The 14,731-nt window shown below is 29.2% G+C and carries 12 protein-coding genes; 3 read left to right on the top strand and 9 right to left on the bottom strand.

The features are described from left to right. Positions 1 to 40: 40 nt before the first annotated feature. From ACW9UN_RS11900 to ACW9UN_RS11925, 6 genes are all read right to left on the bottom strand, one after another. Positions 41 to 673, bottom strand: a complete 633-nt coding sequence (locus tag ACW9UN_RS11900; protein ID WP_459486512.1) for a Crp/Fnr family transcriptional regulator — start codon at positions 671 to 673, stop codon at positions 41 to 43. A 111-nt stretch (positions 674 to 784) separates the two neighbouring features. Beyond that, positions 785 to 919, bottom strand: coding sequence for a hypothetical protein (locus ACW9UN_RS11905; protein ID WP_459486513.1), 135 nt, complete (start codon positions 917 to 919; stop codon positions 785 to 787). 70 nt (positions 920 to 989) lie between these two features. Next, positions 990 to 2,333, bottom strand: a complete 1,344-nt coding sequence (locus ACW9UN_RS11910) for a TolC family protein (RefSeq protein ID WP_459486514.1) — start codon at positions 2,331 to 2,333, stop codon at positions 990 to 992. Next, positions 2,320 to 5,520, bottom strand: a complete 3,201-nt coding sequence (locus ACW9UN_RS11915) for an efflux RND transporter permease subunit (protein WP_459486515.1) — start codon at positions 5,518 to 5,520, stop codon at positions 2,320 to 2,322. Before ACW9UN_RS11915 ends, ACW9UN_RS11910 begins: the two co-directional genes overlap by 14 nt. A 4-nt stretch (positions 5,521 to 5,524) precedes the next feature. Next, on the bottom strand, positions 5,525 to 6,637 hold the full coding sequence (locus ACW9UN_RS11920) for an efflux RND transporter periplasmic adaptor subunit (protein ID WP_459486516.1): 1,113 nt from the start codon (positions 6,635 to 6,637) through the stop codon (positions 5,525 to 5,527). A gap of 10 nt (positions 6,638 to 6,647) precedes the next feature. After that, positions 6,648 to 7,112, bottom strand: coding sequence for a MarR family winged helix-turn-helix transcriptional regulator (locus ACW9UN_RS11925; protein ID WP_459486517.1), 465 nt, complete (start codon positions 7,110 to 7,112; stop codon positions 6,648 to 6,650). 232 nt (positions 7,113 to 7,344) lie between these two features. On the opposite strand from ACW9UN_RS11925, the gene ACW9UN_RS11930 reads away from it, so the two are divergent. The 3 genes from ACW9UN_RS11930 to ACW9UN_RS11940 are packed head-to-tail and all read left to right on the top strand — an operon-like array spanning position 7,345 to position 9,750. Next, positions 7,345 to 8,511, top strand: a complete 1,167-nt coding sequence (locus tag ACW9UN_RS11930) for a GNAT family N-acetyltransferase (protein WP_459486518.1) — start codon at positions 7,345 to 7,347, stop codon at positions 8,509 to 8,511. A gap of 6 nt (positions 8,512 to 8,517) precedes the next feature. Further along, on the top strand, positions 8,518 to 9,381 hold the full coding sequence (locus ACW9UN_RS11935; RefSeq protein WP_459486519.1) for an acyl-CoA thioesterase: 864 nt from the start codon (positions 8,518 to 8,520) through the stop codon (positions 9,379 to 9,381). Positions 9,382 to 9,402: 21 nt separating this feature from the next. Continuing rightward, positions 9,403 to 9,750 (top strand): SdpI family protein, encoded by a 348-nt coding sequence (locus ACW9UN_RS11940; RefSeq protein WP_459486521.1) that lies wholly within the window; start codon positions 9,403 to 9,405, stop codon positions 9,748 to 9,750. An 8-nt stretch (positions 9,751 to 9,758) separates the two neighbouring features. Here the strand turns inward: ACW9UN_RS11940 and ACW9UN_RS11945 are convergent, their stop codons facing one another. The 3 genes from ACW9UN_RS11945 to ACW9UN_RS11955 are packed head-to-tail and all read right to left on the bottom strand — an operon-like array spanning position 9,759 to position 14,718. Continuing rightward, on the bottom strand, positions 9,759 to 11,264 hold the full coding sequence (locus ACW9UN_RS11945) for a phosphoethanolamine transferase (RefSeq protein ID WP_459486522.1): 1,506 nt from the start codon (positions 11,262 to 11,264) through the stop codon (positions 9,759 to 9,761). Next, positions 11,230 to 12,246 (bottom strand): acyltransferase family protein, encoded by a 1,017-nt coding sequence (locus tag ACW9UN_RS11950; RefSeq protein ID WP_459486523.1) that lies wholly within the window; start codon positions 12,244 to 12,246, stop codon positions 11,230 to 11,232. Before ACW9UN_RS11950 ends, ACW9UN_RS11945 begins: the two co-directional genes overlap by 35 nt. A gap of 18 nt (positions 12,247 to 12,264) precedes the next feature. Continuing rightward, positions 12,265 to 14,718, bottom strand: a complete 2,454-nt coding sequence (locus tag ACW9UN_RS11955; protein ID WP_459486524.1) for a TonB-dependent receptor plug domain-containing protein — start codon at positions 14,716 to 14,718, stop codon at positions 12,265 to 12,267. Positions 14,719 to 14,731: the final 13 nt, after the last annotated feature.

Raw genomic sequence — 14,731 nt, forward strand, 5'->3', positions numbered from 1 at the left:
CAAAAATAAAATAGAATCTTTACATCTTTTGTAACCTATGTTACAGTTGTATTACTTTTATACTATTTCTATGCAACTCTATTTTCTTTTCGTTTTCTAATTTTTTTAAGAGTCTAGACACCACAACTCTAGAGGTATGTAAATCTTCAGAAATCTGTTTATGAGTTGTTGTTAATTCATCATTATGCACCACCATAGCTTTGTCTTTAAGATACTTAAAAAGGCGGTCTTCCATTTTTAAAAAAGCAATGGTATCTATAGCTTCTAAAAGTTCTTCTACTCTGTTATGGTAACTTTCTAAAATAAACGATTGCCAAGATTTATACTTGCTTAACCAAACTGTCATTTTTTCTTTTGGCAATAAAATTAAAGAAACATCGGTTTCTGCAACAGCTCTAATTTTACTTTTTGTTTGGCCCATACAGCAAGATAATGTCATAGCACATGTATCTCCTTTTTCTAAATAATAAAGTACAAGTTCTTCTCCTTTATCGTCTTCTCTTAGAATTTTTATGGCTCCAGAGAGCAATAGTGGCATCGATTTTATAAAGTCTTCTAACTCTATAATAACACTGTCGGCTTTAAATTGTTTTGCTACGCCAAGAGTATTAATTTCTTCGAGTAACTCTTTTTCAAATAAGTACGCAAAATTACTAACAAGATCTACATTCATTATAAATCAAAAATTTAGACTATAAATTTACATAAAAAATGCTTGAAATAATGCTAAAAAAAAGAGGTATCCAAATGAAAATTTAGATTGCAAAAAAAATAAAGCAGCTCTTTATTTGGTTGGCTTCTTATCGCTATTCATCAATAAGTAAACTGCTGCTACTAGACCAATAACTACTAAAACAAAAATGCCAATCATAATTGTACCATTGGTCCAAGATACTAAAGGTATATTTAAAAACTTCATATTCAATAAAATTAGATTGTAAAAGTATTGTATTCTATTACGTTATTTTATGACAAAAGTCAGTCAGTATTTAAAACGCCACATTTAAAATATCGCCACTTAATTGTAACAATTGTAATTCTATTAATTTTGCATCAAATTTTGCATTATTTAAAGCTGTTTTTGCGTTTATTAAGTTAATTTGTGCTTGCCTAAATTCTACTGAAGTAATTTGCCCTAACTTAAAACGCTCTTGAGTTCTATCAAAATTATTTTGATTACTCAGTACATTTTGTTCTTGTGCTTTTAAGATAAAAAGCTGATTTTTATAGTTTTCCCAAGTGTTTTTTAGGTTATTTTTAATACTAACTTTCTGTTGCTCTAAGGCTATTTCTTGATTGTCTAACTCAATTTTTGCATTAGCAACTCTTGTTTTTCTAGAGCCACCATCAAAAACATTCCAAGATAAATTTAAACCCGCATTTAATCCATCAGAAGTAATTAATTTTGCCCCAAATGGGTTAATTAGATTTTCATTTTCGGTTCTATTAAATCCGTAAGATGCATTAAAACTTAATGTTGGAAAATAATTGGCTTTATTTACTTTTATATTAAATTCGCTAATGGCGATATTTTTTTCGTTTTGTTTTAAGAGAGAGTTATTCGCGATTGTTTTAACTTCTAAATCATTATAATTTAACATTGTGGTATAATCTACCTTAGTTTCAACGTTATAGTTGGTTTCTTTTTCAATACCCAAAATAACATTTAAACCTCTTTTTGCATTGCTTAATTGCTGTTTTGCGCTTATATAACTAATACTATCATTATTTACATCTACTTGAGCATTTAGGTATTCTAGTTTTGTAGATTGCCCATAATCATAGGTATATTTTGCTCTTTGCAATCTTCTTTTTGAGATAGATAAGGCTTCTTTTAAATTTTTTTCATTTTCAGACAAACGTGCAATTTGAAAATAGCTAGTAAATAACTGTAAATAAGTGTTTTCTATAGTTGCTCTTGCTTGTAACTCTGTTAAGTTGTAGGTTTCTTTTAATTGCTTGTAGTTGTACTTTCTGCCCAAACCATCAAAAAGAGTATAATTTACACCTAAGGTTGCATTGTAGGTTTTTGCTACAATTCCACTACCTTCTATTTCAGAATCAGCACCAGTATCTCTGTCTGTAAATGTTAAACTCTGGTTATTTCTGCTATAATTTGCACCTGAAGTTATAGAAGCTGTTGGTAAAAAACCTGTATTTAAAATACTAGAATTATTTTTGGCAACTTCTACATTGTTTTTGGCTATTTTAATACCAAAATTATTTTCTAAAGTAATAGCAAGCGCCTCTTTTTTTGTTAAAATTTCTTGAGAAACTACTTGTAAAGTCGATAAAAAAACGACCGCTAATATTGTGTTTTTAATGATCTTCATTTTCATCAAATTTTGATTCTATAATTGCTCTTTCTACTTCTTCTTTGGTTATTTTATCTCCTGTTTTTAACCATTTAATACCCACTTTTACAGAATTAGAAACGGATAATAATAATGGTAACATCACCAAAGTTAACACTGTAGCAATTGCAATTCCGTAAGAAATAGAGATTGCCATTGGTATTAAAAATTGTGCTTGTCTACTTTTTTCTAACATTAAAGGTGCTAAACCTGCAATTGTAGTTAAAGAAGTTAAGAAAATTGCTCTAAAACGAGATTGACCAGCTGCAACAAGTGCATCATCGAATTTCATACCCTCTTTTAAATAACTGTTGAATTTACCTATTAAAACTAAGCCATCATTTACCATAATACCTACTAAGGCTATAATTCCTAAAAACGATAAAATACCTATTGAAAAATTGTGAAAATAATGCCCCCAAATAACTCCAATCATACTAAAAGGAATCATAATTATTAATAGAATTGGCTGACTGTAAGAACGGAATGTAAATGCAATTACAATGTAGATTAATAATAAAATTATGGGGCCAACAATATATACAGAATCTGTAGTTTTTTTAGCTTCTCTATTTTGCCCTTCGTAAAGTGGTGTAACTGTGTGATATTTAGATAAAATTTCTGGCATTACATTCGCTTTTATATCATCTAAAATCTCAGTAGCACTTGTTTCTAAATCTTTTAAATCTGCAGTAACTTGAATTTCTCTTTTACCATCTAAGTGGTTAATGGCAATATCTCCTCTTGCAATGGTATAATTTGCAATTTCTGAAAACGGAATTCTTGTTCCTGTAGGAGTTATGATTCGCATATCATCTAAATTTTTAATAGAAGATCTGTCTTTTTTATCGTAACGAACCCAAATTTTAATTTCGTCTTGCCCTCTTTGAAAACGCTGTGCTTGTAATCCGAAGAAACCATAACGTACTTGCGCCATTACAGATTGCAGGTTTAAACCTAACAAATACGCATTGTCTTTTAATTGGATTTTTACTTCTTTAATTCCTGCAGGATCGTTATCAGAAACATCTTTTAAAAGCACATTATTTTCTAGTACCGTTTTTAATTCTTCTTTAACCGCTTTAAGTTCGTCTATATTATTACCCAATAAAGAAACTGCAACTGGGCTACCTCCAAAATTACCTCCAGAACCAAAAACTAAACTTTCTACACCATATACTTTACCAACTTTATCGCTAATAGCATTTGTAATTTCTGGTGATGAAAAGTCTCTAGCTTCACCTGGCAAAAGATTTACACTTAAAGAAGCATTTGCACTACCAGGACCAACTCTTTTAATTACATTTTCTACAACCTCTAAATCTCCAGATTGTTTGGCAGAATACTCTTTATTAACCAACCAAACTTTTTCTTCTATAGCTGAAATGATAGAATCTGTAATTTTTTCGTTAGTACCTTCTGGCATTGCTAAAGTTATCTTTACCTGATCACTAGCAACTCTTGGAAAAAATGATTGTTTTATGATGCCTGCGTTCATAGCCAAAATGCTAAAAATTAACAGTGCGACTGGAATACCGAAGGCAAAAATTTTGTTTTGTAAACTGAACCTTAAAAAAGGCATATAGTAGCTATCTCTAATTTTTGTTAAAAAACGATCTGCAGCTCTGTTAACTTTATTAAAGAAATCATCTAGCTTATTGCTCTTTTTCTTTTTACCATTTTCTAATCTTTTTCTGTCTAAAGCTTTAGAATGTGCAATGTGTGCAGGTAAAATAATTAAGGCTTCTACCAAAGAAACTGTTAGCGTTAACAACACTATTGTAGCAACTTCGCCAAAAAAGCTACCTATTCTACCATCCACAAAAAAGAAGGTAGAAAATGCAATAATAGTGGTTAAAATTGCAGAAACAATTGGCGGAATTACTTCCATTGTTCCGTCTATTGCGGCTTTTATTTTAGATTTCCCTAAATCGTAATAATGATGATAGATGTTTTCTCCAATTACAATTCCATCATCAACTAAAATACCAATTACGATAATCATCCCAAAAAGAGATAAAACGTTAATAGTAACATCGAATTGAGCTGCGAAAATGAACATCCCCAAAAATGCAACTGGCAAACCAAATGCCACCCAAATTGCTAAACGTAAATTTAAAAAGAGTGCTAAAAAGAATAAAACTAATAGAATACCTACAACTCCATTTTCTACTAACAATTGTGTTCTTCCTTTTAAGGTTAAACTTCTATCGCTAGTAACACTTAATTGTACATTTTGGTTTTCTTGATTGTATTTATGAATGTAATCTTTAATTTTATCTGCAGAAGAAATTAAATCTTCGCTATTGGTATTACTTACTGTTATATCTATAGCCAAATTGCCATTATAATACAATCTGTCTGGAGTTTCTGACCAAGTATCTCTAACTTCTGCAATATCTTTTAAACGAATAATATTACCTGAAGTTTCTGTTCTAACAATTAAATTTTGAAGTTCTAAACCATAATAAGAACGATTGCTTGCTCTAATTAAATAGTCTTCTTCTATGGTTTTAATATTACCACCTGTTATTAAAATATTAGAATTTGTAACGGCACTAGCTACTTCTGCAAAAGACATATTGTAGGCACGTAAATCATTTTCTCTAACTGCAATTTCTATTTCTTCATCAGGAAAACCAGAAAGTACAACTTGTGATATACCTTCTATACCTCTAATATCATTTTCTACATCTCTAGCATATTGTTTAATTGCTTTTAAAGAAAGGTTTTCTCCGCTAACTGTAAAACTAATGGTAGGCCTAATACTTTCTACTTTAGCAATAACAGCTGGCTCCATACCAGAAGGAAAAGATGGAACACGATCTACAGCATTTTTTACATCAGATAAAACAACATCTATATTTTTGCCTTTTTCTACTTCTATACTTACAGTAGCCGAATTTTCTCTAGACACAGAAGTTACTCGTTCTACACCTACAATTCCTTTTAAATTGTCTTCAATTTTAAGCACAACACCTTCTTCCATTTCTGTAGGAGAGGCTCCTGGATACGCCAATGAAATATTAATTAGTTCTGAATCTACCAGTGGAAAGAATGAAGATTTCATGCTAATAATACCTACTGCACCAAAGATGATAAATGCAATAATCACTACATTTACGGCTACAGGATATTTTATAAAATATGTAATTATTTTTTTCATATAATTACTCTTTGTTTGTTTTTACAATCATACCATTAAAAGCACCTGGTAAAGTTTGCGTAACTAAGTTTGTGTTATTTTTAAGTCCTTTTATAACCACAGTTTCATCACTAAAATAAACAGGATTGATTTTTGAAAGCGTTAAAACACTATCATTCTTAACTGTATACACTGCAGTATTATCTACCAATAACTTTCTAGGAATTTCTATAGCATCTGTTTCTGATTTAGCCACCAAATTGGCTTCTAAATACATTCCTTCTTTTAAATCTTTGTGTTTAACATCGATGAATGCTTTTACGGTTTGCGATACCTGATCTACTTTACCATTTACACGAACCACTTTACCTGAATAATTTTTTGTTTTTTCTAAATTAGAAAGCGCAACATCATTACCCACTTTTAATAAGTCTGCATATTCAGAATTGATAGACACTTCCATTTCGTAAATGCTTGGATCTATAAATTCTCCTAATTTTTGCCCCACTCTTACCAAAGAACCAGGACTCACTAAGGCTTCTGTTAAAATACCCGAAAAAGGCGCTTTGATATGATATTTGGACAAACGAACTTCTAAATTCTTTACATTGTAGTAGGCTGTTAAAATGCCTCTACCAGAAATAAAATATCTTTCTTTATCTGTAGAAAATTCAGGCATTTTTGGCGTTGATTTGTTCATATCAAAACCTTGTAAATAGGTTTCCCATTTTGTGAATTCTGAAGGATAATCTAATCTTAAATCCGGTAAAATTGCCGTAATTAAATTGTATAAATTACTTTTCTGAGATTGTAAACTTGCGTAAAACTCATCGCTGCTTATGCGCAATAAAGTTTCGCCTCTAGAATATTGAAAACCTGCTTTAAATAATTTTTTAGAAGGTTGTAAAACCCCAGAAACCTCTGAATATATTTCAATTTTATTTTTAGCAGTTAAATTACCAGTAGCCGATAAAATGATTGGTATTTCTTTGTTCTGCACCCTTTCTACAAAAACTGTTTTAATTTGTTTTTTAAATTTTGGTTTGGGTTTCTGATTTATTTCTATTAGATAATTCCCTAAAAAAATTGCTCCTACAATGGCAGCAACTCCTAGTACAGCAAGTATTATTTTTCTCATATATGGTTCGTTAAATGTGCTCTATTTTAGAGTTAAAATTAGTTTGTATTTGTTTAAAAATTTTAATAATTAGTTGCTTTTCTTCTTGTGAAATGTTTTGTTCCATTGTAGCTATTAAGTTCTGAATAACAGGTTTTGTTTTTTCATAAATCTCTTTACCATACTTGGTTAAATACACATTTTTAATACGTTTATCTTCTTTACTTTGCTCTCTAAAAATATAATTCTTCTTTTCCATTTTAGATAATAAACGGGTTAAAGAAGACTTGTCTCTTAAGGTTAAAAAAGCCAGTTCATTTTGATTTAAACCATCTTTAAATGTTAATTTTTTTAAAACTATCATTTGTTCTTTGGTTAAATCTAAACCTTTAGCATTAAAAGATTCTTGAAAAAAATAATCTACCAATTTACCTGTTCTACCAAGCCAAGGCCCAATAGAATTCTCAAAATCAATATTTAAATCTTTTGTTTTCACGCAGCAAAAGTAAATAAATCAACTTCTTAGTTGCATGTGCAACTATTTAATATTTTGTTAAAAAAAATATACCATTTAAAAACATTTTTAATGTTTTAGAAAGTATAAAAAGAAAAAAACGACAATTATAAGGTAACTTTTAGTAAACCATATTTTTTTAGCATCTTTATCTTTTTTTAAATAAGAAATACGCTAATTTATATGCATTTAATCCTAAAACCTTTATAGTTGTTTGATTTGCAATACTAACACAAATACATCGTTAATTTTTGATTCTGTTGATGCAATTCCTGCTGAAATTTGGGAAGATTTAGCTTGTAATAATAATTTTTATTTTCATCCTAATTATTTAAAATCATTAGAAAAAAATCATCCAGAAATTGGCTTTTCTTATATTGTTCTAATTGATAAGAATAAAAAACCAACTGCAATTGCCAATTTAAAAATTGTTGATTTTCATGTAAATTCCATTAAAAATGATTTAGAATTTTTAAGAACTATTGGTAAAAAACTGCATATAATTCCAGATAACAAACCTTTAAAATTGTTAATCTGTGGAAACATTTTTGTGAGCGGAGAACATGGCGTTTTTATCAAAAAAGACGAAGATAAAAATGCAATTCTTAAAGAACTGGCAGAAAGTATAAATCACTTTTTAAACTTAAAAAAAGACCTTAAAACAAAAATCGATGCCTTTTTAATGAAAGATTTTGTAAACGAATCTTTATTGATTACAGACGAATTAAAAGCGTACAATTATCATCCTTTTTCTGTTGAGCCAAATATGAAATTAAAATTACCTAAAAACTGGGCAACTTTTGATGATTATTTAATGGCTATGAAAACAAAATTCAGAGTAAAAGCAAAAAGAGCTTTGGTATTGAGTAAAAGTCTGTTAATAGAAGATGTTACCTTAGATAATATTGATGAAAAATTACCAAAAATGACAGCTTTGTATAAAAAGGTGAGTGCTAGTGCAAATTTTAATCTGGCCAATTTTAATATAGAAACGTACAAAGATTTTAAAGAAAAACTAGGCAGCAATTACATTTTAAAAACCTACAGCATAAATGATAAAATTGTAGGATTTATGTCTGGTGTCATCAACCAAAAATCTTTAGACGCTCATTTTGTAGGAATTGATTACAAACTGAATAAAAAATATGCCATTTATCAAAGAATGCTATATGATTATGTAGAAATTGCCATTGAAAAAAAATTAAAAACCGTTAATTTTGGAAGAACAGCAAGCGAAATAAAAAGTTCTGTAGGCGCAGTTCCACAAGATTTAACCATGTATCTTCGTCATAAAAAAAGTATCACAAATAAAATTTTAAAGTTATTTTTGCAATATGTACAACCTACATCTTTTCGTCAAAAATTTCCATTTAAATCATAAATTTTAATGAAGAATAGTAAAGAACTCATCTCTCTTTTATCTTTAAAAGAAGTCACAAAAAACAAGTTTTTAGGAGAAAGTGTAACCATTGGAAGTGCAATTGTATTTGGTGGTCAAGTGCTGGCGCAAGCTGTACATGCTGCTTATAGAACAATTCCAGAAAATCGTTTTTTACATTCTTTACATTCGTATTTTTTAGAATCTGGAGATTTAACAATCCCTATAGAATACGATGTTTCTGAGGTTAGAAATGGTGGTAGTTTTTCTACAAGAAGAGTTACTGCAAGTCAGAATGGTAAAACCATATTTATTCTGGCTGCTTCTTTTCATAAAAAAGAAGAAGGTTTTGAACATCAAGTTGCCATGAAAACGAATATTAAGCAACCCGAAGAACTATTAAGTTGGGATGATATGGCTGTTCAGTTTGGCGATTTTTTACCAAAAAGTATAAAAGCATTTTTAGAAATAGAAAGGCCAATTGCATTTAAACCTTTGGTTGTCCCAAATCCTTTAGAACCAAAAAACAGGCCTCCAAAAGAAGAAGTTTGGTTTAAATTAAAGGGAGATATTCCAGCAATGAACATCCAAATGAAACATCAAATTTTGACCTATATTTCTGATTATAATGTGTTAAATGCTGCTTTTAATCCGAATGCAAAAGATTATAATTTTGGGAACACCATGACTGCGAGTTTAGATCATTCTATGTGGTTTTTTAGAGATTTTGATTTTAATGATTGGATGCTATTGTCTGCAGAATCACCCAATGCCTTTGGTGCAAGAGGCTTGTGTAAAGCAAATATTTTTACAAGAGATGGTAAATTGATAGCTTCATTAACACAAGAAGGTTTATTAAGACCTAAGAAATAATTAAAAGAAAAAAGAAAGAAAATGAGTCCTTTTATATATGTTTTAACCACTAATGGTGTATTATTTTTAATTAGTGTTATTTTTTGGAAATTTCCTCCTAAAAAAGTTAATAACATCTATGGATATCGCACACCTAAGGCTATGCAAAATCAACAAATTTGGGATTTTGCAAACAATACTTTTAATGAAGCTTTCTTAAAATATAGTGGTTTTTCTTTTTTGGCTGCTTTATTATTAGCAAGCATTACAAAAGTAGCATTAAGCTGGGAACCTATGGTTTTAGTAGCCTTATCCGTTTTAGTAAGCATCATAAAAACAGAACGTTCTATAAACGATAATTTTACTGACGAGGGTAAAAAGAAGAAATAAGCCTGATTTTAATTAAAAATACTTTTTGTTTTATCAAATTTAAAATTTTTAATTTCTGCAAGATCTATAATGCTATGAAACAAAAAATCTGTTGTAATAGCATCGTTTTTTTTAGCTTTTAAATTTTCTATTTTTAAAGGATAACTGTTTTTAAAATTATCAGAAAACCAAACTAACATCGCTGGATTTTTAGAAGACTCGTGTTCTTGTGCATGAAACCATTTACCATCTTCTCCTAAAGTTTCTCCATGATCTGAGAGATAAATCAAGATGGTTTTTTTTGAAGATTTTTTAAGTTTATGAATCAACGTATTTAAAAAAGAATCTAAGTATAAAATTGTATTATCATAAGAGTTTATCAACTCTTCTGCAGTAGATGAACCTACATATTTGCTTTTAACAATGGGTGTATACTGTTCAAATTGTTTTGAAATTCTACTATTGTAATACCAGTGGCTACCTATCATGTGTAAAGTTGTTATCTTATTCTCTTCTATTTTTTCATCTTCAAAAAAATCTAAAAGTTCCATATCTTTTTCTTTTTTGAAACTTAAAACAGAGTGAAATTTATCGATAATTTTAACAGTATCATTAGTATGAACAATTTTTTGATAACTCTTTTCTAAAGTTTGATTTCCTAACCAAGTTGTCTTAAAGTCAGCTTTGTGAAGAACACTGTAAACGCTAGTCCATTTTTTATGATTTACATCTGTAATAGATTTATTTGTTAATATTTGAGGAACACTAATAGCTGTATACGTTAATGGTGTATAGATATTTTTGAAGCTAACGATGTTTTTTTGAATCGATAATAAAGGTGTTGTATTTCTATAATAACCATTTAAACCTAAGTGATCTGCCCTTACAGATTCTCCTAAAACAAAAATAATTTCTATATTTTTTTCTGTTGATACCACATCTTCAACAACTTCATTCAACTCTAAATTAGATGTTTTTATGTAATCTACTAATCCAAAATAAGCGTTATAAGGTAGCTTTCTTTTAAAAGTGCCAAATTTATAATGTTCAACTACAAAAAAAGTAATAATACCAAAAATTGCAAGGAAAAATAAAGGTGACTTTACGCCATTAGTTTTCAAATTTTTAAACCTTTTCATCAGGAAAAAAAGCGGTATGAGAGATATGAGCACAAACGCTAAAAATTGAATACTGATGGTATCTATGGCTATATCTGTTTTTGTTTCTAAAATTGCATGAATTAACCCCAAAGCAATGGTAACATCTTGTGTATAAACCCAAAAGGATAATGAAGTGAATACTAAAAATATCAATGGAAATAAAACAAGAAAAAATTTTTTGAATACACTAAGGATGTAAACAAAGCCAAACACCGAAAATTGTAATAATAGAAAGTGTATAAAATATACTAGAAGTGCTTTAACACCACCAAATGGAATGTATACGTAAGACGAAAGTGTAACAAAAATTACAATAAGTACTTGCAATTTTAAATGAAACTTAAATTCCTCTTTCCAAAGCCTTTTTTTTACCATTTAAGATTGGGAATTTTTTATTAATGATTAGTATTGCTGGATACATTATGCATAATTGTGCTATGGTAATTATAACGATTTCTAACTCTGTAAAATTAAAATTTTTATAATTAAAAATAAATAATAACAAAGCCTTAATTAATGTTAAAGCCCTTATTTGCATTGCTAAAACAGGTATGGTATGCTTCCCAAAAAAAGATAAAATTGATATCTTTTTTGTGGTTTTAAAAAATAATATCCAAAAACATACAGCAGTTATTCCGTTTAAAATAAACAAAAATTCATTGCCATAGTTAGATCGATACATATCTACTTTGTTTTCAAAAAATATGGAAATGAATAAGTGAACAATAAAAAAAAATAGCAATAGTGGTTTTTGATATTGCATTTTATCACTTAAAATAAAAGCCTTAAAATAGTATCCAATAGCATAGAAAACAAGCGAAACCAATACAACATCTAAACTCCATACGAAATGAAAATCAGTAAATCTTGGAATTAAAAACCCAATGATTATTAAAATTACAGTAAATATTATTTGATGTACTTTTTGTTTAAACTTTAAAACGGATCCAAAAATTAAAAATGATAAAAAAATAGCGGGTAAAAACCACATAGGTATACCCCAATTCATGTATTCGATATCTCCTTGAGCATATAAGATGCCTAAAATATTTTTACATACACTTAAGTTCATCGCTTTAGACTCTCCAAAATGCCTACCTAAGGAAAACCAAAACACAAATAATAGGGTGCTCCACAAAAAATATGGAATTAGAATTTGCTGAGCTCTTTTTTTAATGATTGTATTTGTAATTTTATTAGGATGAAACAAGCCTGCAATTAAAAAAAACAAGGGCATGTGAAAAGTATATATATAATTTTCTAATAAAGGAAAATTATGACCATATACAACCAGAATAATACCAAAACCTTTCACAGTATCTATCCATTGTATCCTATTTTTTAGTAAGCTTTTCATTATAGGATAAATATACAACTAAAAATTAGCCGTAAAAGAAACCGATAAATTTCTACCAGGAGAAGAAACACCAGAAGCAAACTCTATATAATGTTCATCAAAGAGATTGTCTAATCTTGCTTGTACAGAAAAATTAGTATTTACCTCGTAACTACCATTTACACCAAAAGTCATCCAACTTGGTGAACCGTAAAATTTATCAACATCATCTGTAGCATTAGCATTTACAATGGGTGTTAAATCATGATTATCAATGCCTTCAGTAAAATTAAAATCTTCGATATCTTTTTTACTATTAAATCTAAAATCTGCGCCTAACGCAATTTTATCTTTTTGATAATTGAGTTGAAACTGACCAAATAATGGCGGAATTGAAGACATTGGTTCTTCTGTATCATAGGTTCTACCTTTAGTGTAGGTAATAAATCCAGAAGTGTTTATGGTTTTAGAAATTTTACCTAAATAATTTAAAGTGTATCCAAAAATATAGGCATTTCCTTTATTTTGATTGTTTACAGCATTACCCAATTCACCATCAAATTCAACTTGCATAATGCTACCATCTGCATTGTAGACAAAATCTCTTTGTATATAATTATCTAACAAGGTATAATATAAGTTAGCCCCGATTCTAAATTTTCGTTTGTTCAAGTATTTTAAAATACCAATCTCTGCATTGTAAGCAAATTCAGGATCTACATTAATATTGGGTATGGTAACATTTCCTGCTTTTTCACGAACCCTACCAACATCATCTATATTTGGTGATCGAAAGCCAGAAGATAAAACCCCATTCAATTGCCAATTTCTATTGGGTTTATACACATAACCCAAAGTAGCTGTTACAGCAGAATTGTTTCGGCTTAACTTTTTGTCTTCAAAGTTTAAAAAAGTATCATCTACCCAAGTTGCGTTTTTATTTGTATTTGTAAATCGTATGCCTGTATTCAGGGTAGATTTGCTATTTAAATCTTGCCTATAGCCTAAATATACAGCTGATGTTAAAAAATTGCTACCCCCATCAGGATATCGAGATTGTACTTTAAAATCGTTAGCAAAACCAGCTATTTTATCATCTACAATCGTTAAGGTTTTTCCATAAGAATTAGACGCAACATTATTGTAAGCAAACTCAAAACCATACGATAATACTCTGGTTTTATCTTCGGTTACAGGCACAGAAAAATCACCATTTATACTAAAAACATCAACAGTTTCTTCTCTATAACTTCTATCTAAACTACTAAATTTTCTTTGAATTCTACTTTCTTCAATATTTTGGTATGCAGCTGTAATTGTACCACTTTCTAACCAATTTTTATTAGGGTTGATGAGTAATTGTGACGAGATTAGTAACCGATTTTGAGGCCCATAATACCATTCTGCAAATTTTAATGAAGAGGCATCTGTAATGTCTGTAAGCTCTGTTAATCGATCAAATCTTGGAATATCTGAAGATGTAGAATATTGTAAATTAATTTTTAAATCTGTATTTTTTGATAAGGGTACAAAAAACTTTTGCAGTACATCTGTTTGATTAAACCCTGTATTTCTTAATAAATTAGGATTAGAATTTAATGTGGGATTTGCTGCATAATTTCCATTTATATTTTCTGAAAAATAGAATACTTTTCCCCAATCTGAAAAACCGTGATTTCTATTTGTTCCTGCTTTTAAATCGCCAAAATCAGAATAAGAGACACTTGTAAAAGAAGCCCAATTACTAAAACTAACTTCTGCAGAAACATTGGTAGTTATTTCTTGATTTACAGAAGAATACCTAGAAAATAATTGACTATTAACTTTTGTTTCTTCGGATAATTTAGGTGTTTTTGTATAATAATGAATAACTCCACCTAAAGCATCAGATCCATACATTACAGACGATGGCCCAAAAACAACTTCAGTTTTATCTAACAAATTTGGCGATAAAGTAATTGAGTTTTGCAAATGCCCTTTCCTATAAATTGCATTGTTCATTCTAACACCATCAACTACCAGCAAAACCCGATTAGATTCCATACCACGAATTACAGGACTACCACCACCAAACTGCGATTTTTGTACTTTAATACCAGGAATTGTTGCTAACAAATCAGCCGAAGTTTGAGGTGAAACTTTTTGAATGTCTTTTTGAGAAAGTACAGCTATTTGTTCTGCAATACGTTTTGCTTTTTCTGCTTTTTTAAATGATGAAATAACTATTTCATCCAATTCTTCAGACTGTTTGTTGAGATACACAATAAAATTTCGCTTTCTTAATGTTGCTTTTTTTATTCTAAAAACAGCATAAGACAAATGTGAAAAAAAGATAATCTCATTATCTTTAATAGACGAAATATCTGTAAATCCTAAATTGTTTGTTGTTAAGCTTACTGTATTAAATTCGTTAAAAACTGTTACATTTTTAACAATTTTACCTGTTTCTTGGTCTAAAACTTTTACTTTTTGTGTATAAGCAATGTTGCTCATCAAAAAAATAACT

This window comes from Polaribacter litoreus, from assembly GCF_054584775.1.